This window comes from candidate division KSB1 bacterium, assembly GCA_034506255.1.
Classification (GTDB): domain Bacteria; phylum Zhuqueibacterota; class Zhuqueibacteria; order Zhuqueibacterales; family Zhuqueibacteraceae; genus Coneutiohabitans; species Coneutiohabitans thermophilus.
In genome coordinates this window covers 164,486-188,142 of the sequence record JAPDPX010000004.1, presented here as the reverse complement: position 1 = coordinate 188,142, position 23,657 = coordinate 164,486, and the positions used below count along the sequence as shown (strand labels likewise).

At 60.3% G+C, this 23,657-nt stretch carries 16 protein-coding genes; 11 read left to right on the top strand and 5 right to left on the bottom strand.

Annotated elements, in window-relative coordinates; genetic code table 11:
* Nucleotides 1-57: 57 nt before the first annotated feature.
* The 3 genes from ONB52_09345 to ONB52_09335 form a co-directional block, all read right to left on the bottom strand.
* Entirely contained in the window at nucleotides 58-417 is a 360-nt protein-coding gene (locus tag ONB52_09345) for a hypothetical protein (protein ID MDZ7416348.1), read from the bottom strand.
* 725 nt (nucleotides 418-1,142) lie between these two features.
* On the bottom strand, nucleotides 1,143-3,962 hold the full coding sequence (locus ONB52_09340) for a TonB-dependent receptor (GenBank protein ID MDZ7416347.1): 2,820 nt from the start codon (nucleotides 3,960-3,962) through the stop codon (nucleotides 1,143-1,145).
* 163 nt (nucleotides 3,963-4,125) lie between these two features.
* Nucleotides 4,126-5,769 carry a hypothetical protein gene (locus ONB52_09335; GenBank protein MDZ7416346.1) on the bottom strand — a complete coding sequence of 548 codons (1,644 nt, stop codon included), beginning with the start codon at nucleotides 5,767-5,769 and terminating at the stop codon, nucleotides 4,126-4,128.
* A 940-nt stretch (nucleotides 5,770-6,709) separates the two neighbouring features.
* On the opposite strand from ONB52_09335, the gene ONB52_09330 reads away from it, so the two are divergent.
* Together ONB52_09330 and ONB52_09325 are read left to right on the top strand one after the other, a co-directional pair.
* On the top strand, nucleotides 6,710-8,254 hold the full coding sequence (locus ONB52_09330) for a formylglycine-generating enzyme family protein (protein MDZ7416345.1): 1,545 nt from the start codon (nucleotides 6,710-6,712) through the stop codon (nucleotides 8,252-8,254).
* Between the two features lie 118 nt (nucleotides 8,255-8,372).
* Nucleotides 8,373-10,232 carry a T9SS type A sorting domain-containing protein gene (locus tag ONB52_09325; GenBank protein ID MDZ7416344.1) on the top strand — a complete coding sequence of 620 codons (1,860 nt, stop codon included), beginning with the start codon at nucleotides 8,373-8,375 and terminating at the stop codon, nucleotides 10,230-10,232.
* A 90-nt stretch (nucleotides 10,233-10,322) separates the two neighbouring features.
* On the opposite strand, the gene ONB52_09320 is transcribed toward ONB52_09325, so the two are convergent.
* Entirely contained in the window at nucleotides 10,323-14,102 is a 3,780-nt protein-coding gene (locus ONB52_09320; protein ID MDZ7416343.1) for an ATP-binding protein, read from the bottom strand.
* Nucleotides 14,103-14,152: 50 nt separating this feature from the next.
* Nucleotides 14,153-15,313: a SpoIIE family protein phosphatase gene (locus ONB52_09315; GenBank protein ID MDZ7416342.1), complete on the bottom strand. Its 1,161-nt coding sequence runs from the start codon at nucleotides 15,311-15,313 to the stop codon at nucleotides 14,153-14,155.
* 103 nt (nucleotides 15,314-15,416) lie between these two features.
* Here ONB52_09315 and ONB52_09310 point away from each other — a divergent pair, with 103 nt between their 5' ends.
* The 9 genes from ONB52_09310 (at nucleotide 15,417) to ONB52_09270 (ending at nucleotide 23,634) form a co-directional block, all read left to right on the top strand.
* The gene (locus ONB52_09310) at nucleotides 15,417-15,692 is read left to right on the top strand and encodes a hypothetical protein (protein ID MDZ7416341.1); all 276 of its coding nucleotides are present in this window, start codon (nucleotides 15,417-15,419) and stop codon (nucleotides 15,690-15,692) included.
* A gap of 184 nt (nucleotides 15,693-15,876) precedes the next feature.
* Nucleotides 15,877-17,247 carry a DNA repair protein RadA gene (radA, locus tag ONB52_09305; GenBank protein ID MDZ7416340.1) on the top strand — a complete coding sequence of 457 codons (1,371 nt, stop codon included), beginning with the start codon at nucleotides 15,877-15,879 and terminating at the stop codon, nucleotides 17,245-17,247.
* A 36-nt stretch (nucleotides 17,248-17,283) separates the two neighbouring features.
* Nucleotides 17,284-18,432, top strand: a complete 1,149-nt coding sequence (gene tgt / locus ONB52_09300; protein MDZ7416339.1) for a tRNA guanosine(34) transglycosylase Tgt — start codon at nucleotides 17,284-17,286, stop codon at nucleotides 18,430-18,432.
* Between the two features lie 36 nt (nucleotides 18,433-18,468).
* Nucleotides 18,469-18,795, top strand: coding sequence for a preprotein translocase subunit YajC (gene yajC, locus ONB52_09295; GenBank protein ID MDZ7416338.1), 327 nt, complete (start codon nucleotides 18,469-18,471; stop codon nucleotides 18,793-18,795).
* Nucleotides 18,796-19,353: a peptide deformylase gene (gene def, locus ONB52_09290; GenBank protein ID MDZ7416337.1), complete on the top strand. Its 558-nt coding sequence runs from the start codon at nucleotides 18,796-18,798 to the stop codon at nucleotides 19,351-19,353.
* 309 nt (nucleotides 19,354-19,662) lie between these two features.
* Complete coding sequence (gene fmt, locus ONB52_09285; GenBank protein MDZ7416336.1) at nucleotides 19,663-20,628, top strand: methionyl-tRNA formyltransferase; 966 nt, start codon at nucleotides 19,663-19,665, stop codon at nucleotides 20,626-20,628.
* A gap of 438 nt (nucleotides 20,629-21,066) precedes the next feature.
* Nucleotides 21,067-21,444 (top strand): hypothetical protein, encoded by a 378-nt coding sequence (locus tag ONB52_09280; protein ID MDZ7416335.1) that lies wholly within the window; start codon nucleotides 21,067-21,069, stop codon nucleotides 21,442-21,444.
* A gap of 5 nt (nucleotides 21,445-21,449) precedes the next feature.
* Nucleotides 21,450-22,823: a 16S rRNA (cytosine(967)-C(5))-methyltransferase RsmB gene (gene rsmB / locus ONB52_09275; protein ID MDZ7416334.1), complete on the top strand. Its 1,374-nt coding sequence runs from the start codon at nucleotides 21,450-21,452 to the stop codon at nucleotides 22,821-22,823.
* A gap of 4 nt (nucleotides 22,824-22,827) precedes the next feature.
* Nucleotides 22,828-23,634 carry a PASTA domain-containing protein gene (locus tag ONB52_09270; GenBank protein MDZ7416333.1) on the top strand — a complete coding sequence of 269 codons (807 nt, stop codon included), beginning with the start codon at nucleotides 22,828-22,830 and terminating at the stop codon, nucleotides 23,632-23,634.
* Nucleotides 23,635-23,657: the final 23 nt, after the last annotated feature.

Below are 23,657 nucleotides of genomic sequence, written 5' to 3'. Positions count from 1 at the left end.
CGGAGTGGCAAACTTCAGTTTGTTGGTTTGATGAAAAGCTTGACAAGCTTTAGCTTGTCACTCCGACTTGCTGCGGGCGATGGCCCACCACGTCCACAGCGCGCCGAGCAAATCCGTGATGCCGACAAACAACACAATGAGCGGCAGATGATCCAACGCGTAGAGCGCGGCCGTGGCAATAAAAACCGTGCTGCGCTCGTACACCGTGATCGGATACATCGCGGCGATTTGCGCGCGCGAGATCTTGAAATAGTAAATCGTCAGCCCGGCAACGATGCCGGCAATCACGCGCAGCCACACCGCGGCGCCGGGATCAATGCCCACCATTTGCAAAAGCGCCGGCGGACTCCACAACAGCATCACGACTTCAAAGACCATGTAAAACGCGAAATAATGAATCGTTTTTGACGGACTCATGGGTTCCTCATCAGTTTTGAATTTTCATCTTGGCGCGGGTTATAAACATGCCACGTCTACGGCGTTTGCGATTGCGATGCCAAATTCAAACCCGTAGGGTTGCCATGTTTATAGAATCGTGGCGTCCAACCAATCGCCAACCCCATCGGGGTGGCACGTTATTGAGGCGCATAGAGATCATTGCTTCATCTCATGGACATGTCACACCGATGGCGGTTTGAATTTTTCCGAGGGCGCGATTTATAAACATGCCACGCCTCCGGCGTTTTGAATCTTTATCATGGCGCGCGTCTATAAACATTTCACGCCTCCGGCGTTTTTGCTGGTTAAATTCAAGCGTGTTGCACCGTTCATGACGCGACGCGAATCAATCGCAAAAAACTTTCTCCAACAAATAGATCAAGGCCAACGGACAAAAACATCCGTCGGCCTCGATCTAACCGTTGGAGATTTTTAGCCGTGGGAACTTGTAGGTTCGTCATTTAAACAACGTACCCATTTTTCAAAACCGCTCATCACCGCGAATGAATCCTGACTCTTGTTTTTTTTAAATTCGCAGTATGAATTTAGCCAAATGAACTCGGAGTGCAAAACTTTAGTCTTGCAATGCTAAAGCATTGTACTCCGATTTAGACCGCTAAACTTATACAATTCGCGTTTATTCGCGCCCATTCGCGGTTTGAGATACGGGAAAGTTATTGCCTCGGCGCTCCGGAATCGACTTCTCAAAACCTCTGCGTCAATTTCGCCAGCAACAACCTCCCCAAAATCGGCGCGCCGATAAATTCGCAGTGCTCCTTGTCGAACACGTTCAACGCCGAAAACGCGAGGCGCGTGTCTTTCGCAAAGGGCAGTTCATAAGACAGATTCGCATCGACGATCGTGTAAGTTTGCACCTCGCCCTCATAAACGCCGGACTTCATCGGAAACCCTTCCACATAGCGACCGCGCAGCTCGGCGGCAAAGGTCTTGGCGAGATTGCGATAGTGCACCTCCAGCCCGGCTTTGTTGCCCGGGGCATTGAGCGCAATGTCATCCACCCCGTCAACGTTTTCGAAATAGACGCGATTTGGTCTTTTGAAAATATTGAATCCCTTGTCAGTGACAAAAGAATAGTTGCCGGAAAACGTCCAACGTGGATGCGCAAAATAAGTCAGGCTCAGATCGAGGCCATTGACGGAAATGTCGCCGAAGTTGCGGTTGGTGAGAATCACGTCGGTGTCGTTGGCGATCTGCTCCGGCGACACCACGCCGAGCGGCAATTGCACCGCCGCGGTGACGAGGCCGGTGACAATCGCTTGCGCCTGTGCCTGGGCCTGCTCCGGCGGCACGCCTTGCGCGATCAAAATATTCGTGATCGCTTCCGCTGTCGGCTGCAGCGCCACGGCGAGCTGCTGCGGGTTGGCAAACACGTTGGGATTGAAAACTTGCAGCTCGCTGATGAAGTCTTTGTAGCGGGTGTGATAAACATCCACGCCGACGACCAGCTTTTCGCCCAGCACGCCTTTATAGCCGATTTCCAATGTGTTGTTGATCTCTGGCGCGAGCGCCGGACGATCGTGCACGTCAGTCACCAGATCGAAGCTGCCGGTGGCCGTATTCAATTTGCGGAAGTCGCCCGCCACGGTCGTGCCGAGCTCTTGCGGCAGCGTCGCCGCCAGCAGCGCCTGCAATTCCGCCGGCGACCCCAGCACTAAAATTTGCCGCAACGCCGGCCACACGGAATTCACCGTCGAAGGCACGTACCCGGTTCCCGGCGGGAGCAGCTGCGTCATCATCTGCGCCTGGCCGTCGCCGGTGCGGTGAAACCTCATTGCTCCCGGTGTTTGATAAGCGCGAATGGCGATCAACGGCTTGGCCGGGTTGAAGGGGTTGGGAACGGTTTCCGCGAGAATGTCGACGAAAAACGTCGCCGGCGTCGGTGTGCGAAAAGCGCGATTGTACGTCAGGCGAAAGTTGTGCTCAACGCTCGGTTTGAAAACCAAGGCCGCGCGCGGCGAAAATTGCGGCTCGAGATGAGTGTGCTCATCGAAGCGGGCGGCAAGCACCAAATCGAGTTGGGAGGACAGCCGGGTTTCCGATTGCAGATAAATGCCCAGCTCATTGATGTTGTCTGCGTCTTCGTTGCGGCCGTGGATGGTGTTTTTGGTATCGGGTCGAGTGAATTGTGCGTCGACGCCGTAGGTGAAGCGCTGGCGATTGCCGAACGCAAGCGCGTGCTGCACTTGGCCGACAATCAGCTTCGAGTTGTCCAGCGTATAGTTGCCGGTGCGCAGGCCAAACGTGTTGCCGGCATCGCTGGCATTGATGAATCCCTGCACAAAAAGATTTTTGTAATTCAGCCGCGCCTGCGCGTAGCTATAAGTCCAATCCCGGGCTTGAAACGCGCCCACGGTGGTCAGCTCGATCTGATTGATTCGATTCACGCCGGCGTTGAAGATCAGGGTGGTGTTCTGATTCAAGCGCAAGTCGAGGCGGGCGTCACCGGCGATTTTTTCCACGCCGAAATCCGCGGCGTTGACCACGCTGTCACCCACCGTCACCCTGCCGGTGGTGGTTTGATGGCCAAAAATAATTTTGCGCGGCGCCACGTCGATCGGCAAATAACTTTCCCAATCCCGGCCTTGATGATATTGCGCCGAAATTTTGTAGCCCCATTTTTCGCCGCCAACGCCGGCATGGCGCAGCGCCGCCGTATAGACGTTGTGGCCGCCGCCCGGGCCGCGCGAGGAAAGGTTGAAAAAATCGCGACCCCCGCCGCCGACGCTGATGGTCGTGCCGCGAGATTCAAAGGGCGAGGAGGAGATGAGATGTAACACGCCGTTGGCGCAATTGGGGCCGTACAGCGCGGAGCCCGGCCCGGAAACGACTTCGATGCGACTGAGATCGTCGTTTACCACCGGAATGAGGCTGTAATTGTTCACGCGCAAAGACGGCACGTTGGCATTGCGATTGTCCGTGAGCACCAGCAGATTGCTGGAAAACATGCTGTTGAAGCCGCGCACCACCACGCTGCTTTGTGCCAAGCCGTTGGTGACGACGTCGACGCCCGGCAGGCTGCGCAGATGGTCGATCGGCGTCATCGTTGAGCGGCGTTGCACCTCCTCCGCCTCCACCACCGCAATCGCGGCCGGCGCCGCCAGCGCTTTCTCTTGCAACCGCGAGGCGGAAACCACTACCGGATTGAGAGGAATATCCATGGCGCGCAGCGCCAGATTCAGCTCCCGGCTCTCGCCGGCATTGAGCGCGACGCGCTCGAGGGTTTGTTTTTCGTATCCCATGAATGAAACGCTCACGCTGTAAACGCCGACGGCGAGATTTTTCACTTCAAAAAAACCGTCGGTGTTCGAAGCCGCGCCGCCAGTGAAGTTGGTGCCGGTGACCACGACGTTCGCGCGCGGCAACGGCTCGCCAGTTTGCGCATCCATGATTTTGCCGCGCAGCGCGGCGGTTTGGGCGAACGCGGTCGCCGCGCTCAAGCCGAGGATTAAAATCAATCCCATGGCCTTTGAAAAAATGCTTCGCTGAATTTTTTCTTGCAACATCTTTATTCCTCCTTGTTCCGTATGGTGATAAGCGGTTTCGTGATTTCACCAGCGCTTCCCGTGCGTCGCGCCGTTTAGGGTTGCCCGACTCTTGCGCCGTTGCAAGCCTGCCCTCTTCGTTACGTTTATTCTCCCTCTCCCCGATTCTCCCCCTCTCCCACTCTCACTTCGCTGAAACCCCCAACCGCTCCCGCCAATACGGCGTCACAAAAATTTGCTGCGGATCCATTTCCGCGCGCAGCTTCATGAACGCCTCCCATTTCGGATATTGCGCGCGCAGATAATTCGGATCGACCGGCAGGTATTTGCCCCAATGAAAGCGGCACGGAAACCTGGGCATGAGCAGTTTCCAAAACTGCGGATAGTAAACCTGCTGCGGATCATCGGCGTTGTAGCCAAACCAGAAAATATCCACGCGAAACATGTCTTCGCCGAACGAGGGACTGAGCCAGAAATCGCTTTTCTTCGCCGAATACAGCTCGCACGAGTATGAGCCGGTGGCTTTGTAGCCTCCCTTTTTGTAGAAATCGCGCATCGTGCGCATCACTTCCGCGGTGTGCGAAATCGGAATCCAAATCTCGGTGAAATCCGTGGGCACGAGCTTGTCATCCACACGGTTGTCCATCGGCAGGCTGCTCCAGTAATAATCCCAAAACTTTTGCGGCCCGGAAGGTTTGCCGCTCACCGGATCGGGATCGCTGTCGCGCGGATTGAACGCCTTGAGCACCGCGGGCAGAATTTGTTTTGGAAACAGCCAATCGACGATCTTGAGCGCGCACTTGGCGAGAAAGCCGGGCTTGAGCAAAGCCACGGCTTGATGCCAATTGCCCACGATGCTGTAGAACAATCCGCCCGCGCCTTCCGCCATCAATTCGGAGGGACCCTCGGTGGGAATGTCGGCAGCAAAGCGTTTGGTTTTGAAGTTGAATTTGCCGAAGCGGGGAAATTCCCAATACGGCTGTGGCTTGAAATCTTGCGGTGTGCCGGTCGCAGAATTATAATCCGAGCTCTGCATCTTCTTCGCCTTCCATACCACGAAGCGCTCGACCTTTTGCTGCGGCCACCACATCAAACGAATGTAGGGGAAATCTTTTTGATAAAGAAAATTCTGCAAGCTCGGTTTGCCCGCCGTGCCGTTGCCGAAAAGATCGATCGGCGTTTTGTCGATGTCGGTGGTTGATTGCTCGCCGATGATGTTGAAATTTTCAACCAGAGAAAACGTGACTTCCGTAATGATGCCGAGCAAGCCCATGGACACGCCGGCGGCGAAAAATTTGTCATCGCCGCCCGCGCGCGTGAGTTCGTGCAGTTTGCCGGTACCGTCGATGAGCTTCAGGCCGATGATCGCCTCGCCGAAAGAATCCTGCAGCGAGCCGCCCGAGGAGCCGGTGGAAATAAAACCGCCGACGGCTTGATGAATGATGCCGCCCAAATCCGCCACGCCCAGGCCCTGTTGCGCGAGTTGATAAAGCAGGCTGTTTTGCCAGCTCGAAACGCCGGCGGGATCATACGGATCGAACCCGAGATGGCAACCGGCCTTGACGGCCACGGTTTTGTTCTTCGCATCGATGCGAACTTTGTCGTCGGGATTGCCCGGCGTGAAGCTGAGTTGATCGAGCATGAGGTCGAGACCCGCGCGGTGCGCCCGGCCGAAATCTTCGGTGTAAATCGCGCGATTGACCGAATGCCCGGACCCGCGCACGCGGGTTTGGCAGCCCTCGCGGCGTGCGTGCAAAATCAGGGTGCGCACCTCATCTTCGCTGCGGGGGTGATAAAAACCGTCCCACCCTCTTTGAAGTTTTTCCACCGGTATTCTCCTTTCGCCATTCGAACAGCAGGTAAAAAAGTTGATTGGATTCAGGCACAAAGCTCACTTTCGCGATCAGGCAAGACCCCGGGAGGCGGACATGGAGATGGAGTTGTCGAGGAGGGGGTTGCCGTACCCCGCAATAAAATGGCGAAAACGATGATACATAGTAAGGGTACTTTGTCTCAGGTGCAAGGGGGAATTTACTGCTGTCGCGTTGGGATGAACCATGTTTACACTGCTGCCACACCCCTGACTCATAAGTCTAAGGGGGAAGCACATGCCGTTGGCGTGGGAGATGCCGGTTGCGGGGATGCCCGCAACCGGCAGGAGAACGCCTTCACGCGGTCAGCAAAGAGCAGGAGACGAGGGAGGGGATTTTTCCGCAGATTCCAGCATCGCAAGGTAGTTCAGGTTCGCATGGGTTATACTACGAAAATGCCGTGGCGCAGGCAGCCAGCGTGCAGGCAGAAAAGAGGTCTGCGCTGCATTTTCATCCCGCTGGGTGCCCATACGGGCATGGCAAATTACCCGGGAAAAACCCTCATGACCACGGAGAATCTGCCGAATTGTTCATTCGTCTCGAAGTACATCACGGCGTTTTCCCGGTGAATGAAGTCAATTTCTGGAGCCGGTCAATCTGGAGGCATCTTTCCGAGCTTACCGCCGATCTGGCGTCGGGAACTCGCGGAGGCTTGCAGCAGGACCGCACAGATAGCGACGTTTCATTCCAAGCCTCAAAGCGGTCATTCCCACCTGCGCAGTTTCGTGTCCGTTTGTGATTGAGAGATTTGGTTCTGGCAAATTTGCCGCGCTACGACCCGCAAAAATTATCTCCCCGCCGTTTTTTTGTTGCTGCTGACCTTTTGGCATGCTATTGTTGCCTTCACCTCATGACCTGAGTTGATTTTTGGCATTCTTATCCTCCTGGAGAAAGAAAATGAAGCACGGCAAGGCCCTGTTCCTTCCGGTGGTCGCGCTCACGCTGGCCTTGATCGGCAGCGGTGCCCGCGCCAACAATCTTGCAGTCAAACGTGTCTCGCTCAAACACGAGGCGGCGGGCAGTCACGTGTTGGTGCAATTCGACCTGAGTTGGGAAAACTCCTGGCGCACGGATCTGCCCGGCGCGGGGCAGGCGCAGCCGTACAACTATGACGCCGCCTGGGTCTTTTTGAAATACAGCACTGACGGCGGCGCCACCTGGCGACACGCCACACTCTCGGCGCACCGCAACGATCACCAGGTGGGCAAGGACAACGGCGTTGCAGCAGCCGTGCAAACCGTGCCCGACGGCAAGGGGCTTTTCCTCTTCCGGGCCGCCAACGGCGCCGGTGCGGTTAACTGGCAGCAGACGCGCCTGCGCTGGAATTACAGCGCAGACGGTCTCACCAGCATCACACCAAACACCGTGATCAAGGTGCACGCAATCGAGATGGTCTATCTGCCCGCCGGCAGTTTTCAGCTCGGTGATCCTGCCGCTGCAAGCCTCGCCGGACAGTTTGAGAAAGGCACAAGTGGAGAAGCGTTCGAGATCACCAGTGAGGACGCGCTGATGCTGGGCGGCGGCGCAGCGCACAGCCTGGGCAACAACAATGCGCAAGGCATGGCTCACAAAGATGATTTCGATGATCACGTCAGCCAGTCCCTGCCTGCGGCATTCCCCAAAGGACATGCCGCCTTCTATGTGATGAAGTATGAAATCACCCAGGGGCAATACGCCGATTTTCTGAATCTCCTGCGTCCGGTGGAAGCGGCACGCCGCACGCCCACGGGAGAGGCCGACTACACTGCTTTCCGCGGCACCATCCGGGGCAGGCATCCCGAATTTGAAGCGGCCGCCCCCGATCGCGCCTGCAATTTTCTCTCCTGGCAGGATGGCGCTGCTTATGCCGACTGGGCGGCATTGCGGCCGATGACGGAATTGGAGTTCGAAAAAGCGTGTCGCGGCAGACAACAAGCGGTGGCCGGTGAATATGCCTGGGGCAACACCCATCTCATCAAGCAAACCGGTCACCACGGCGAGGACGGCAGCGGCAGTGAAACCGCGGCCCCGGCGAATGCCAACGCCAATTTCGGCAAAGGCATCAACGGCCCGGTGCGCGGCGGCATCTATGCGGCGGCTTCAGCAGGCAGCCGCGTGCAAGCCGGCGCCGCCCTGGCCGGCGTGATGGAATTGAGCGGCAATCTTTGGGAGCGCGTGGTCACGGTGGGCAGCGCCGTGGGCCGCCAGTTCACCGGCACGCATGGCGATGGCTTGCTCACCACAGCCGCCGGCAATGAGGGCAATGCCACCAATGCCGACTGGCCCGGTTGCGATGCCAATACCGCAGCCGGCATCACCGGCGCGGAGGGCTCCGGCTTCCGTGGCGGCGCGTGGACGGAGAGTGCTTCGTTGCTGCGCGTCGCGGATCGCGCCTGCGCCGCCACCCCGGACGCCAAGCGCGTGAACAACTACGGTTTTCGTTGCGTGCGCACTGCGCCCTGAGCAGCGCGGCCATGCCATGACAGTGCTGCCGGCGTTTAGGAAAAATTCGTTGCATCGCATTCCCGACCGTGAGCTGCCCGCCTGGCGCGGCGCTCGCTTTTTGCGCGGAGACCAACCCATGAAATGCAAGTTTCCAGTTTTGATCCTGCTCGGCGCTGCGTTGCTGTGGGCGCAGACGGCTCTCTCCCAATACGCCGGCGGCAGTGGCGATGGCTACGGCGCCTGGCGTTCCGATGACGTGGTGTATGACGGCACCGAACCGGAGGTGACCGGCGACGAGTTGCCGGATATCGTCCGCCATCTCACCATCAACAATCCCGCGGGTGTGACGTTGAGCAAGAATATCGTGCTGAACGGCACACTCCGCATTTTGAATGGCGACTTCAATCTCAACGGCTTCGTTGTCACCTTCGGCGAGAATGCCACGCTGGTGGAAACGCCGGGCAATATCGTCATCGGCGGGGGCGGCGCCATTCAGGTGACGCGCGTGCTCAACGATCTGGCCCGGGGCGAAAACGTCGGCAACCTGGGTTTGAAGATCACCACGCCGGTGCCGCTGGGTGTCACCACCATCGCGCGTGGCAACGTGCCGCAGGTGATCAACCCCGACAAAATCAGCGGCCGCCGTTTCTTTGATGTCATGCCGACCAACAATCAAAATCTCGATGCCACCATCGAGTTTCGCTATGACACAACCGAGCTGGACGGCACGCCCGAGGCCGACCTGACACTCTTCATCTCGCATGATGCCACCGCGGCGCTGGCGCAAAATCTCAAGGGCGGTGCCCAGACGCTGGCAGATCCGACCTGGGAATTTCTCGGCGGCACGGTGAATGTCACCTCGAAAACCATCAGCAAGGGCGGCGTGGGCGGCTTCTCCCGCCTCACCATCGTGCGCAGCTTCGTTTTGTTTGGCGACGAATATGTTCGCATCGAGGGCAACAAGTTCTCGGTCGGCGATATTCACTCCAACGGCAGTATCTTGTTCGAGAAGGGCGAGCCGGGCAGACATTCCGGCACTCTCACGGCGGTCAGCGACATTGCGATCTTCAAGAGCAACGTGATCGCGGGCAATGTTTACGCCGGCGGACGGCTGTATGTGGCCGGCCATGCGAGCGTGACCGGCAAAACCGAGGAGAGCGCCGCGGTGGCCAATCTCGGCCTGCCCGCACCGGTTTTCACTGCGCCGAAGACGGGCAAGGTGTACGTACCCAAGAAAGGCGCGCTGAACTTGCCGCCCGGCGCCTACGGCAAGATCGAAATCGACAAGCGCGGCACCCTGCAGTTGAGCGCGGGCGATTATTTCGTGAATGAGTTGGAGGCCGATGACGGCGCGGTGCTGGCGATCGACGTTGCCGGCGGTCCGGTGAATATCAATGTGGTGAGCGAGCTGGAAATCGACGAGAAGGTCGAGGTCAGCATCACGCCCGGCGGTCATTTGTCCAGCAACCAGGTGACGTTTACGACGCTGCAGCGCAAGGAGCTCGAGATCGGCGAGGAGTCGCTGTTTATGGGCTGGCTGATCGCGCCCCATGCCAAAGTGCAATTCGAAGAAGATTGCGGATTCAAGGGCGCGGTGGTGGCCAGGGCCATTTCGCTGGAAGAGGGCGTGATCTTTGTGCCGCATTCGTATGTGCCGGCCCTGCCGCGGCCGCGCTTTACAGCAGAGGAAGAAAACGCGATCAGCGCCACGGCAGTGAGCAGCTATGAGCTGGCGCAGAACTACCCGAATCCGTTCAATCCCAGCACCACCATCCGTTTCAGCATGCCGGAGGCGGGGGCGGTGCAGTTGTTGATTTATAACATCAACGGCCAGGAGGTTCGCCGCCTGGTTGCCGGTGAACTGGCGGGCGGCCGCCATGCCTACACCTGGGATGGCCGTGACGATCACGGCCAACTCGTGCCGAGTGGAATCTATTTCTACCGGTTGCGCGTGAACGGCTTTGAACAAACGCGCAAGATGTCGTTTCTCAAGTGATTTGGCGTGACAAATCGAAACAAAAAATCCCGCGGGCCAGGCGGCCGGCGGGATTTTTTGTTTCTGCTGCGCAATTCGTGCTTGCGCCACTCAAACCTTGGCGCCGGTGGCGCGTGGCAGCGTGATGATGAACTCCGTAAACCTGCCCTCCTCGGTCTCCACCCGCATGTCACCGCGATGTTTTTGAATAATGTCGAAGCTGATCGACAAACCCAGGCCGGTGCCTTCGCCCGGCGGCTTGGTGGTGAAGAAGGGATTGAAGATCTTGTCGCGCACCGCCGGGGGAATGCCGGTGCCGTTGTCATGAATGCGGATTTCGACCTTGTCGCCCAGGCTGCGCGTGCGCACGGTCAGCACCGGCGCATAGTTGTCGCCGCGCTGCTTCTTTTTCTGATGCACGGCATAAAAGGCGTTGTTGAGCAGATTGAGCAGCACGCGGCTGAGATCCTGTGGCACGACTTCGAGCCGGCCGGCCAGCGGGTCATAATCCTCCTGCAACGCGGTGTTGAAGTCGGGCTCATTCGCGCGCATGCCATGATACGCCAGGCTCACCGCCTGCTGCACCAGCACGTTGAGCTCCGTGCTCTCGCGCTCCCCGGTTTCCGCGCGTGCGTGTTGCAGCATGCCGCGCACGATGCCGTCCGCGCGCCGGCCATGCTCGTTGATCTTTTGTGCATTGAGCCGGAGTGCGCCCAGGAGGTCCGTCAGGCTCACCCGCGTGCGCGGGTCGATCCTTTCGGCAATCTGCCCGAGCTCCTGTTCGAGCTCGTCCAGCAATTCCAGCGAGAGCACGGCAAAGTTGTTGACAAAGTTCAGGGGATTTTTGATCTCGTGCGCGATGCCCGCCGTCAAGGTGCCCAACGAGGCGAGCTTCTCCTGCATGATGAGCTGCTCCTGGGTGCGCAGGATCTCGACATTCTTCTGCTGCAGTTCCTGCAGGATTTTGGCTTTGATGATGGCGGAGACAGCATGACTGCGGAAGCGGTTGAGCTTGTGGGCGTCGGCGCGGCTGAAGCTGCGCATATGGGAGAGATTGTCGAAAACCAGATAGGCCTCGATCTGGCCGTGCCACACCGCGGCCATGGCGAGCACGGAAATCGGCGTGGAGATCGCATTGCGCTTTTCTTCCACATAGAGATTTTGCAGATTGCGCACGAGATATACGCCCTCACCGACTTCCTCGGCGCCGGCGGCATAGCGCTGCTCGAGCTGCGCGGGCGTGAAGGCAATGTCTTTCATGCGATTCAAATCATAGCCGGCGGCCGCGGCAAACTTGAACAGGCCGGTGGTGGAATCGCGCAGCAGTACCGAGGCTTTCTCGGCCGCGGGAAACAGCTTCAGCCCCTGCTCCAGCAGTGAACGCAGCACGCTGGCGAGATCCAGCTCGCGGTTGATCTGCCGCACGATGCCGTCCAGTGTCTCCAGCTCCTCGGCCTGCTGGCGAATTTGCTCGGTGCGCTGCTGCACGGTGTGCTCCAACTCCCGGCTGCGTTGCAGCAGTTGGCGGGTGCGATACTTGATCAATCCGTAAATGGCAAGTGCCGCCAGCCCGGCATAGACCCCATAAGCCCACCAGGTGCGATACCAGGGCGGCAGAATGGTGAAGGCGAACCCGGCTTCCGTGCTGAGCTGTCCGTGCAGGTTGCGGGCGCGGACACGAAAACAGTAGGTGCCTTCGGAGATGTTGGTATAGTCCTTCCTGGTTTCCGCGGTCCACTCCGACCAGCTTTTGTCGAAGTTTTCCAGAAAATATTGATAGCGGGTGGCCGTCTCGTCATCGAAGCTGGGGGCGGCGAATTCGAAGCGCACACTGTTTTTGGAATAGGGCAGGCGCGGCGGCTCGCCGCCCTCCCCGAACCGGGCGCCGCCATAGAGCAGGGAATCGCCACCGATGGTGACCACGCGGCGGATGAGCGCGGTAAAAGTGACGGCGTAGTTTTTGGTGATGGTGGTGTCATAGCGCACCAGGCCGTCCGGGCCGCCAAACCAGACCACGCCGGTGGCCTCCGGATAAATGTCCCACACCGTGAAATCCGCGAAGCGATGAAACGGCGTGGCCTCCCAATGATAGGAACCATCAGGCCGTCGCCGCGCCACACCGATTTCGCTGCCGTTCTTCTTGATCAACTGCATCCACAAATTGCCGGCGGCATCCGCGAGCACTTCGCCCGTGGCATTGGCGCGATTGGCTTCCGCGGTGGCGGCGGTCGTATCGCGCACGAAACGCCGGGCCTCGGCCTCATACGCGTAGATGCCCTGATCGGTGACGAACAGCTCCCGGCCGTCTAGGCCGAGCACGATTCCCCACCCCAGATTTTCCGGCAAGCCGTGGCGGCTGTCGAATTTTTCCACCCGCGGGTTCTTCTGAAATCCGGCGCCGAAATCGACGCGCAGGTAGCCCTGTGAGCGCGTGCCCAGCCACAGGATGCCGCTGTCCGTCTCCAGCATGCTGCGGATTTCTTCGGTGATGCCCGCCACCGCGCCTTCATCGCGCCAGGTGTTACCGATGCGGCGAAAGGCGGCAAGGCCATCGCGCCAACCGACGAAGAAGCGGGTGCTGTCGAGCCGGGAACGATGCAGCACAAAGGAATGTCCCTCGGAGGGCTGCACCAGCCGGGCCTGCTCGCCATCAATTTCATAGACGCCATCGCTTGCGGCCGCGAGCAAGACGGCACCGGTGGAAAGCAGCCACCAACTCTCGCTGGCAATGCCGGCCACCGGTTGGAAGGAGGGCAGCAGCAAAGCGGTCTGCCCGCGTCCGCTGCGAAACGGCTGCAGCGTGAAGACGCCGGCATCGGTGGCGGCATACAACCGGCCGCGATGCCGGTGAATGAATTCCACGCCGCCGATTAAGCCGGAAAGCTCGCCGAAGCGGGAAAGCGGCGCCGGCATCTCGGCGCGGGTGATGCCGTTGTTGAGCGCCAGCCACAAACCGCCCTGGCGGTCGGAATAGAGGTAGCGCACGTTTTCATCCGGCAGGCCCGCGGCTTTGTTGAGAAGCTGCTGCAGCTCGCCCTGGCGGTTGATGATGGCCACACCGTCGCGCAAGGTGCCGAGGGCAAAATCGCCGTTGGACAAAACCTCGCCGTGGTAAATCTGGTTTTCAGTGAGAAAGTCGTCGATGGCCGTGGGGAAGGGGCGGGCGGAGCGGCTGTCATACCAGAACAGTCCCTGCTCGCGTGTGCCGATCAGGATTGCATTACCACCGGCCGGCGCCATGAAATAGATGCGCAGCGCGGCAAAGCGCTCGCCCGCGGGCGCCAGTTGCAGGGAGTCTCCCACCAACTGCAGCAGGCCCACTTCCGGTTGGCGAATGTAGAGGCGATCGTGAACGAGGAAGGAGAGATGAAACGGCAGGGCGGGTTTCCACACCCGCAGCCTGCCCGCACGCGGCCAGAAGAACAAACGATCGAGTGCCTGAAAATAAATGCCGGCGGACGTGGCGTAACATTTGGCAATGTCGCCGAAATCGCGATATTCGGCGGGTATGCTGTCGCGCAACGAGACGTAGGTCATCCCGCCCCCATTCCGGTCCGGCGCGAGATAGCCCAACTCGCCCTGCGCGCCGACATAGAGGGTGCCATCGGCGTCAACCGCCAGCGCCCGCGCGGCGCTGCTATTGGGGATGGGAATCAAACGCCAGGCGACGCCGTCGTATTCGAGCACGCCGGCGTTGTTGGCGAAATACATCACCCCGCGCGGATCCTGTGCCACACTCCAGTTCTGCACGCCACCGCCTGATTCGCGGGCGGAATAGTATCTGAAAAATGGAATGCCGAATTCTTTGCCGTGCCCGGCCGTCGGCGCGACCGCCGGCAGGGTTCGCCAGCAACAGACAATCAGCAGGAGGCAGAGAGGACTTTTTTTCATAAAGTGGATTTCTGCTAAGGCAGCGGCAGGTCTGGCGGGTGTGTCCGGCCTCAGGCCATGTAGCGCAACGCCAGCACAGTCAGGTCATCGGTCTGGGGGGCGCCACCGGCGAAGGCACGCACACAGGAGACAATACTCGCAATCATCTCCGGCAGAGTGGATTGCTGGGCAGCTTTCAGGCATTCGGCCAGACGATCCTCGGTGAACTGATTCTGCCCGCGGTCCATCGCCTCCGTGACACCGTCGGTGTACAAGATCAAGCTGTCACCCGGTGCGAGCACCAGGCGGCCGGGTTGATACTCCCAATGCTCGACCATCCCCAGCATCAAGCCTTCGCCACCGGCTGGCATCTCGATCCGGCCGTCGCCGCGGACAACAAAGGGGCGGTTGTGGCCGCCGTTGCAGCAGGCAATCTCGCCGCTGGCAACATCGAGAATGCCGTAGAAGGCCGTGACGAACATCTCGTCCACGCTTTCCAGGCACAGGATGCGATTCACCTGCTGCAGGCATTCATGCGGCGCCACGCCTTTGAGCGCCGTGGCTTTCAGCAGGGTCTTGCTCACCGCCATGAACAGCGCTGCCGGCACGCCCTTGCCGGAAACATCACCGATGACGAAGCCCAGGTGCTGATCGTCGATGAGGAAGAAGTCGTAAAAGTCGCCGCCCACTTCGCGCGCGGGGATCATCTCGGCATGCAGGGCAAAATCGTGGCGGTGGGGAAAGGGGGGAAAGGTTTGCGGCACCAGACTCTTTTGAATGGTGGCCGCCACCTCCAGCTCCCGCTGCAGGGCCACCAGCCGGTCCCGTTCGCGCGCCGCCTGCTTCAGGTTTTGCGCCTCCGCGATGCTTTTCCGCAGAGTGATCTCCAGGTCCTGGAACTCGATGGGCTTGGTGACGAAATCGAACGCACCGTGATTGAGGGCGGTGCGGATGTTTTTCATGTCGCCATAAGCCGAGACAATGACGGTCTTGAGCAGGGGATGGGTCTCGTTGATTTTGGCGAGCAGGGTGAGACCGTCCATCTCGGGCATGTTGATGTCGGTCAGTACCACGTCGATTTCCGGGTTGGTCTGCAGCATCTGCAAGGCGGCGACGCCATTATGGGCAAAGGCAAAGTCGAGCTCCTGTTCGCGAATTTGTTTGCGGAATTTTTGCGTGATCATGAGCTGCAAATCCGGTTCATCATCGACGACAAGTATTCTGACTGGCATGCCTGGACTCCGGAAATTTGTTTTTTGCATTCGTTTCAGTATGCTGGCACGACTGATTTGCACGACCCACTGGAGGGCAGAAGGCTGCTCGCTGGACACGACCATGCACAAGCAAGAGCGGCGGGCAGCGGGCACGGGATTCCAATTTGCAGCTTCCGACCTCTTTTTCTTGCCGGAGAATAACAAGGCAAGCTGTTTCTCTCATTGCAAAATTTTTGCTGAAAAAGCAACTACTGAATATCTTGCCGGCGCTGCCGCGGCGGTTTTCGCGACGGGGTGCGATACGCCCGCGCAAAGTCTGCTCACGCGGGCCGCTGCCGCTCGCCGGCCGAGTAATGCCTTGACTTTCGGGGGCAAAATCAATATTTTCGCCGCGTGAAATTTCACGGAAGCCCGCCAGCGCCTTCCGGCAGCCGCGTGATGTGCGGGGCGATCCCCTCTGCCGGCATGCGGTTCGAGTCGGGTTGGGTTGTCGGGCTTCCGTGCCCGTGGTTGCGATTGGCCTCGTCAACAAGTGACGCAGGCCAAATTTTTGACAGGCCAAACCCCTGGGCCCGCAGCGCATGACTCGTCCGAAAAAAGAAAGCCGGCAGTACGTTTGCCAGAACTGCGGGCATCAAAGTTTGCGCTGGCTCGGCCGCTGCCCGGTATGCGGGGAATGGAACACATTGGTCGAAGAGCGCGTGCCGGCACCCGCCCAACGGGGGGCACGGCCTGCGGCGGGGGGGCGCAACCGGCCCCTGCCGTTGCGCGAGATTTCGCAGGATGATCCCGGCCGCATTCTCTGTCACAGCAACGAGCTGAACCGGGTGTTGGGCGGCGGGCTGGTGCCGGGTTCGCTGGTGTTGTTTGGCGGCGATCCGGGCATCGGCAAATCCACCCTGCTGCTGCAGGAGGCGGCGGCGCTGGCGTGTGAGAATTTCCGGGTCCTGTACGTGACCGGCGAGGAATCCGCCCGGCAAACCAAGATGCGTGCCCAGCGTTTGGCCCTGGATTCGGCACATCTCTTCATCTTGGCGGAAACCAACCTCGACGAAATTCTTGCCGCCATCGCCAGCCTGCAGCCGGCGGTGGTGATCGTCGATTCGATTCAGACCGTCTACCGTCCGGAATTCGAAAGCCCGCCCGGCAGCGTCAGCCAGGTGCGGGAATGCGCCCTGGCTTTACTGACCGTGGCCAAAAACGAGAACATCACGATCCTCCTCGTCGGCCACGTCACCAAGGAGGGCTATCTCGCCGGGCCCAAGGTGCTCGAGCACATGGTGGACACCCTGCTGCAATTCGAAGGCGACCGCGACCACCTGTTCCGCATCTTGCGCTCGGTCAAGAACCGCTTCGGCAGCACGCGCGAAATCGGCGTCTTCGAGATGAAACCGAACGGCCTGGCGGAGGTGGCCAATCCTTCCGAAATTTTTCTGGCGCAGCGCAAAGGTGACATCTCCGGCTCGGTGGTGATTTGCACCCTGGAAGGCTCGCGGCCGCTGCTGGTGGAGGTGCAGGCGCTGCTGACCGCCACCCACTACGGGGTGCCGCAACGCACGGCCAACGGCATCGATGCGCGCCGGCTGGCGTTGCTGCTCGCGGTGTTGGAGAAACGAATCGGCCTGCGGGTGAGCACTTACGATGTGTTTGTCAACGTGGCCGGGGGCGTACGCATCGAAGAGCCGGCGGCGGATCTTGGCATCGTGGTTTCCGCCGCCTCCTCGCTGCGCAATGCCGTGGTCGATCCCACGGTGGTGGTGATCGGTGAAGTGGGACTGGGCGGCGAGGTGCGCGCGGTGCCGCAGCTCGAGAAGCGCCTGAGCGAGGCGGCCAGGCTCGGCTTTCAGCACGCGGTGATCCCGAAATATTCCGCCCACGGGCTGCCCCTGCCGCCGGGGCTGACGGTGGTGCCGGTGGAGCGGGTGGATGATGCGCTGGCGCGGCTGCTGTGAGCGGAGAGCAAAAACACGCAAGAGCAGAGCCCCACGATGACGTTGCAGGTGTTCTCGTTTACCGTGCTGCAGCGGGACAAAACCACACGCGCACGCTGCGGCCGCCTGGTCACCGCGCACGGCGAGATTCAGACACCGGTGTTCATGCCGGTGGGCACGCAGGGCACGGTCAAGACGCTCAGCCCCAGCGAGATTCACGAAGTCGGCAGCCAGATCATTCTTGGCAACACCTATCATCTTTACCTGCGTCCGGGCGAGGCATTGCTGCGGCGCGCCGGCGGCCTGCACCGCTTTGCGCAATGGCCCTGGCCGATTCTCACGGACAGCGGCGGTTATCAAGTTTTCAGCCTGGCGGCTTTGCGCAAGATTCACGACAACGGCGTGCGCTTTCAATCACATCTGGACGGCTCGCCTCATGAATTCACGCCCGAAAGCGTCATCCGCACGCAGCTTGCACTCGGTTCGGACATCATGATGGTGCTGGATGAATGCGCGCCCTATCCGGCGGAATACGGCTATCTGGCGAAATCCCTGGCGCTGACCACGCGCTGGGCGGAACGCTGCCTGGCCGCCTGGCGCGCGGCGGAGCCGCTCTACGGCCATGAGCAGGCCCTGTTTGCGATCACCCAGGGCGGCACCCATGCCGATCTGCGGCGGCGCAGCACCGAGGAGTTGCTGGCGCTGGATTTTCCCGGCTATGCCGTGGGCGGCCTGGCGGTGGGCGAGCCCAAAGCCGCGATGCTGGAAATGCTCGACCTCTCCACCACGCTGCTGCCGCCGGAAAAACCGCGCTATCTCATGGGCGTGGGCAAACCGGAGGACATTGTGAATGCCGTGGCGCTGGGCATCGACATGTTCGATTGCGTCATCCCCACGCGCAGCGGCCGGCGCGGCCAGGTGTTTACCGCACAGGGGCCGCTGAATCTCAACAACGCACGGTTCAAGGACGATTTTTCGCCGATCGAAGCGGCGTGTGATTGTTACGCCTGCCGCACGCATACACGCGCCTATTTGCGCCATCTCTTTCAGGCGCAGGAGATTCTCGCCATGCGGCTGGCGAGCCTGCACAATTTGCGCTTTTATCACCGCCTGCTGGCGGCGATGCGTGCCGCCATTGCGGCCGGGACCTTTGCCGAATTCAAACAGGACTTCTTCAATCGCTATTGCGCGTCACCACAGACTTGACGGAAAACCACCACGAGCTTGCAAAGAGGAGGGCATATGTTGCTGTTGACTTGGTTGTTGCAGACTGGCGGCCAGGGCGTCCGAAATCCGATTTTCGACATGGGCTTGATGTTCGTTCTTTTCATTCTGGTGATGTATTTTTTGATTCTGCGGCCGCAAATCAAGCAACAAAAGGAAATCCGCAAGATGCTTGCCAGCCTGCAGAAAGGCGATGAGGTGATCATGTCGTGCGGCATCTACGGCAAGATCGTGGGGGTGAAGGAGAAGGAGCAGACCGTGTTGCTGCAGGTGGCAGACAACGTCAAGCTCGAGGTGGCGCGCAGCAGCATCGGCCGCAAGCTGGAAAAAACGGAGTCGAAGTAAATGGCGGTGCTCCCCATCCGCAAATATGGTGATCCCATTCTCCGGCAAAAGGCCGTGCCACTCGCGGTTTTCGATGACCGGCTGCGGCAACTGGCGGCCGACATGATCGAGACCATGCAGGCGGCCGGCGGCATCGGCTTGGCGGCCAATCAGGTCGGCTGCCGCGAGGCGCTGTGCGTGGTCGAAGCCGGGCTGATTACCGCGGGCGCCGCCCCGCGCGCCTTCGTCAATCCCGTAGTCGCGCAGACGGCCGGCAAACTGCTCACCATGGAAGAAGGCTGCCTGAGCATTCCGGAGATCGAGGCCGAGGTGGAGCGCCACGAGCGCATCCGGCTGCGCTTCGCCGATCTGCAGGGCAACCGGCATGAGGAGGAATTCGAAGGCCTGTTTGCGCGCGTCCTGCAACATGAAATCGATCATCTCAACGGCGTTTTTTTTGTGGATCGCCTCAGTCCCTTGAAGCGCAGGATGCTCAACAAGAAATTGCAGGCGCTGGCCGAGCAAACCCGGCTGGAGATGGCATCCGGCCGTCTTGCCGGTCACGGCCCGAAATTCTAACCCTGACAGGGCTGCGTGAAAAAGAAAGGGTGGGTCCGGCGGAGAGTTCACCGGCCTCCACCTGCCAACGCAACATTGCCAGGTTGATGTCTGTCCGAAAACGTTCCCACCCCGGCTGAGCCGGAGTAAAAAATCCAGGGTATTTGCGGCAACGGCCGGGCCGTTGCCGCACCCATCGTTGCAGAGTCAGTGCTTGCGGACGGACAGGAGTTGTCAACCTGTTCAACGATGGGGCGGCGGTCTGGCAGCCTGCGCGGCACTGACAAATCAGGGCAACAGCACTTGGGCTTCTCAATTCATGGCATGCCAGTGGCTTCCCTGCAAGAATTGAAAGTCGTCTTCATGGGCACGCCGGCATTTGCCGTGCCGTCCCTGGAAAAATTGCTCGAACAGCGTGTGCCGGTGGTGGCGGTGGTAACCGGTGAAGACAAGCGCGCCGGCCGCGGCCAGCAGTTGCGGCCCAGCGCCGTCAAACAATGCGCACTGGCACACGGCCTGACCGTGCTGCAGCCCGCCCGACTGGATGATCCCGGCCTGGTGGACAGCCTGCAACGGCTTCGGGCCGACGTCTTTGTGGTGGTGGCGTTTCGCATCCTGCCGCCACAGGTGTTCCGCATTCCGCCGCGGGGAACCATCAATATCCACGCTGCGCTGCTGCCCAAGTATCGCGGCGCCGCGCCCATGCAATGGGCCATCATCAACGGTGAAACCGAAACCGGCGTGACGACTTTTCTGATCAACGAAAATGTCGATGCCGGCCAGGTGTTGCTGCAACGGCGCACGCCGATTGGCCCCGAAGAAACGCTGGGCGAGTTGCACGATCGTCTGTCACAGCTCGGCGCCGAGCTGCTGCTGGAGACGCTGCAACAAATGCAGCAGGGCACGCTGGTGCCGCAGCCGCAGGTGGGGGAGGCCACGCCCGCGCCCAAGATCACCGATGCACTCGCCGAGATCGACTGGCAGCGGCCGGCGGTGGCGATTTGCAACCTGGTTCGTGGTTTGAGCCCGGTGCCCGGGGCATTCACGCGCTGGCAGGGGAAAATTCTCAAGATCTTGCGCAGCCGGGTGGTGCCGGCGAGGTCCGGTGATCTCACGCCGGGCAGCGTGCACCATGTCGATGCCCGCAGCGGCGAGCTGCTGGTCGCCACCGGCGCCGGCGTGCTGGCCGTTACAGAGCTGCAACTGGCGGGCAGGCGCGCCATGAAAACTGCCGAGTTTTTGCTGGGCCATCGCCTCATGGCCGGCGAAAAACTCGGGCGGACATCCCCGCCCTGATGGCCGGTTGCCTCGCAAAACACGGCCACCATTGCGGTCATGCTGCAGGGATTCTGTGGGAATTCGAACCCGGCTCGCGCAACCCACGGGATGCCTTTGCCATGAAATGCGAAATCACCCAGCGCCGACCTCTTGTCGGCAAAGCTGCGCGGGCAGGAGGGCTGCGCGGCAAAATAGTCGCGTTCATGATCGTTTTTGCAGAGCCACTGCCATACGACACTGCCGGAATGAAAATCGCGCCGCCCTGGAGGGACGAGTCAGACGGAAGACATGCTGCTTCAGTACCATGGCCGGGCCTCCTTCTCGGCGAGATTTCTCCGGGATGAGCGGCGGTGTATTTTCTTGCCAACAGCCGCCGGCCACCTGTCCGCCTGCAGGCAGGAAGCCTGCGCCAGCGTATTTTCAAGGAACATTCTCACACTCACTCGAGTCGGGCAAATGCAAGGCAAAAGATTTCATTGGGGCCGCTGGCTGGCGGGGTTGATCGTGATCCCGCTCATTCTGGTGAGCCTCTACACCTGGTTGATGCTGACCTGGAGTTATTCCAGCGGCGAACGTGCCGGCTATGTGCAGAAGCTGTCGAAAAAGGGCTGGATCTTCAAAACCTGGGAGGGCGAGCTGGCGCTGGCGACCGTGCCCGGCGTCATGCCGGAAAAATTTTACTTCAGCGTGCGGGATGATGCAGTCGCCGAAAAAATCAACCGCACCATGGGCAAACGCGTCGCGCTGTCCTACGAACAGCACGTCGGCCTGCCGGTTGATTGGTTCGGGGAGACCGAATACTTCATCACCGACGTGAAAGCGGTGGAAGACTAGCGCGCATGACCGACCTGTCAACTGCTGCGACGCCTGCCGCGCCGGCGCGGCCAACGGCAGCACGCCGGCTGGCTTGTCGCATTCTCACCGAGGCGGAAACCGGCAGCGCCTATCTCGACCAGGTTTTGGAAAAGCATCTCGGCCGCAGCCGTCTGCCGGAGCCCGACAAGGCGTTGGTCACGGCGATTGCCAACGGGGTGACCCGCTGGCGCCGCCGCCTGGATGCCGAGCTGGCCCGCCATTTTCAAAAAAATTTTGCCGGCGCGCGGCCGTTGTTGAAGAACATCCTGCGCAGCGCATTGTTCCAGCTTCGTTATTTCGATCGTGTACCCTCCTATGCCGTGGTGCATGAAGCGGTGGAGCTGACGCGCGCGCATTTTGGCGAACCTCTGGCGCGGCTGTGCAACGCGGTCCTGCGCAATGCCCTGCGCGCGCCCATGCGCTGGCCGGACCCCGAGATCCTGCTGCAGGCCAATGATCTCGGGCAACTGGCGCAGGCGCTGAGCTATCCCGAGTGGTTGTTGCAACGCTGGCGGGAGCGCCATGGCGATGCCGGGATGCTGGCACTGGCACAGGCGAACAACGAGATCCCGAAGTTGACGATTCGCGTGGTGCAGCCGGCGCGCCACACGCAAGCCGTGCTCGCCGAACTGGCCGCCGCCGGCGCAAGCTTGCAGGAAATTGCCGGGCTGCCGCATTTCTACCAAATGCCGCCCCTGCATCATCTCGCCAATCTGGAAACTTTCAAAGCCGGTGCTTTTGTGGTGCAAGACGGCAGCGCCGGGCTGGTCGCACATCTCGCGGCCCCGGCCAGGGGAGGGATGATTGTGGATCTTTGCGCGGCGCCCGGCGGCAAGGCCCTGCATCTCGCCGAGCTGGCCCCGCAGGCCCGGGTGATTGCCGTCGATCAAAGCCCAAAACGCTTGCGCCTGCTGGCGGAAGCCGCACAACGCGTGCACTGCAAAATCGACATGATCGCGGCTGATGCCCGCACGTTTTCGGGCGTCGCCGCGGATCTGGTGCTGGTGGATGCGCCCTGCTCCGGGCTGGGGGTGCTCGCCAAACGCAGCGACCTGCGCTGGCGCCGACGGCCGGAAGACATTCCCGCACTGGTGCAACTGCAGCAGGAGATTCTGCGCAATGCCGCCACGCTGGTAACACCCGGCGGACGCCTGATCTACAGCACGTGCACCACCGAACCGGCGGAGAACGAAGAGATGGTCGCGTGGTTCCTGGCCACCCATCCGGCGTTTGTGTTGCAGCCGGCGCAGCAATTCGTGGATGACCGCTTTTGCGACCCGCAGGGTTTTGTGCGAACCCTGCCGCATCGCCACGGCCTTGACGGCAGTTTCGCCGCACATCTGCTCAAGCTGAGTTGAAAACATGAACAAGGTGTTTAATCCCCAAGGCTCCCCACCTTTGCGTTTCTGGCGGCGCGGCCTGATCGCCGTGCTGAACAATCGCTTCTTCGCCCTGCTGACCGGTGTGTTCGCCCTGATACTGGCATTGGGCCTGCTGCTGGACTGGATTGCGATGCCGCTCTACACCCGTCACGGCCAGCAAGTGGAAATACCCAACATCACCAGGATGCGCTACGAAGACGCCAAGGCCGCGCTGGAAAATGCCGGCTTTGCCATCATCAAAGAGGAAGAACGCTTCAGTGATGAATTGCCCTTCGGGTACGTGCTCGAACAAAGCCCGGCACCCGGCGCCAAAGTGAAATACGGCCGGCGCGTGCACGTCGTCACCAGCCGTGGCGAGAAGCGCATTCAAGTGCCGGAGCTGGTCGGCCGTTCCCAGCGCGAAGCCGAGTTGCTGCTCAACCAGGCGCGCCTGGCGCTGGGTTCGGTGAACTATGACTATTCCAATATCCATCCCGAAGGTGTGATAAGCTGGCAGTCGGTGCCGCCGCGCGCCGAGGTGGCGATGAACACCAAAGTCAACATCACGCTGAGCGTCGGGCCCGAGCCGGAGGCGTTCGTGGTGCCGCAGCTCGAGGGCCGCACGTTGCAGGATGCCGTGCTCAAAATCCAGCAGGCCGGCCTGCGCCTCGGCCAGCTCACCTACACCATCGTGCCGGATTTGCTGCCCGAAACCGTGATCCGGCAGTCGCTGCAGGCCAATACCATCGTCGAAAAGGGCGCCACCATCGATTTGGAAGTCAGCGCCCTGCCGGATCGCAATGATTGAAACCACCGTGTGCCACCGGCGGC

What these genes read in the sequence shown, in the direction of transcription:
- def (MDZ7416337.1), top strand. Translation starts at nt 18,796, where the DNA reads ATGGCGGTGCTCCCCATCCGCAAATATGGTGATCCCATTCTCCGGCAA.
- ONB52_09325 (MDZ7416344.1), top strand. Translation starts at nt 8,373, where the DNA reads ATGAAATGCAAGTTTCCAGTTTTGATCCTGCTCGGCGCTGCGTTGCTG.
- ONB52_09270 (MDZ7416333.1), top strand. Translation starts at nt 22,828, where the DNA reads ATGAACAAGGTGTTTAATCCCCAAGGCTCCCCACCTTTGCGTTTCTGG.
- ONB52_09315 (MDZ7416342.1), bottom strand. Translation starts at nt 15,313, where the DNA reads ATGCCAGTCAGAATACTTGTCGTCGATGATGAACCGGATTTGCAGCTC.
- ONB52_09280 (MDZ7416335.1), top strand. Translation starts at nt 21,067, where the DNA reads ATGCAAGGCAAAAGATTTCATTGGGGCCGCTGGCTGGCGGGGTTGATC.
- ONB52_09345 (MDZ7416348.1), bottom strand. Translation starts at nt 417, where the DNA reads ATGAGTCCGTCAAAAACGATTCATTATTTCGCGTTTTACATGGTCTTT.
- ONB52_09310 (MDZ7416341.1), top strand. Translation starts at nt 15,417, where the DNA reads ATGCACAAGCAAGAGCGGCGGGCAGCGGGCACGGGATTCCAATTTGCA.
- ONB52_09330 (MDZ7416345.1), top strand. Translation starts at nt 6,710, where the DNA reads ATGAAGCACGGCAAGGCCCTGTTCCTTCCGGTGGTCGCGCTCACGCTG.
- ONB52_09340 (MDZ7416347.1), bottom strand. Translation starts at nt 3,962, where the DNA reads ATGTTGCAAGAAAAAATTCAGCGAAGCATTTTTTCAAAGGCCATGGGA.
- yajC (MDZ7416338.1), top strand. Translation starts at nt 18,469, where the DNA reads ATGTTGCTGTTGACTTGGTTGTTGCAGACTGGCGGCCAGGGCGTCCGA.
- rsmB (MDZ7416334.1), top strand. Translation starts at nt 21,450, where the DNA reads ATGACCGACCTGTCAACTGCTGCGACGCCTGCCGCGCCGGCGCGGCCA.
- radA (MDZ7416340.1), top strand. Translation starts at nt 15,877, where the DNA reads ATGACTCGTCCGAAAAAAGAAAGCCGGCAGTACGTTTGCCAGAACTGC.
- ONB52_09320 (MDZ7416343.1), bottom strand. Translation starts at nt 14,102, where the DNA reads ATGAAAAAAAGTCCTCTCTGCCTCCTGCTGATTGTCTGTTGCTGGCGA.
- tgt (MDZ7416339.1), top strand. Translation starts at nt 17,284, where the DNA reads ATGACGTTGCAGGTGTTCTCGTTTACCGTGCTGCAGCGGGACAAAACC.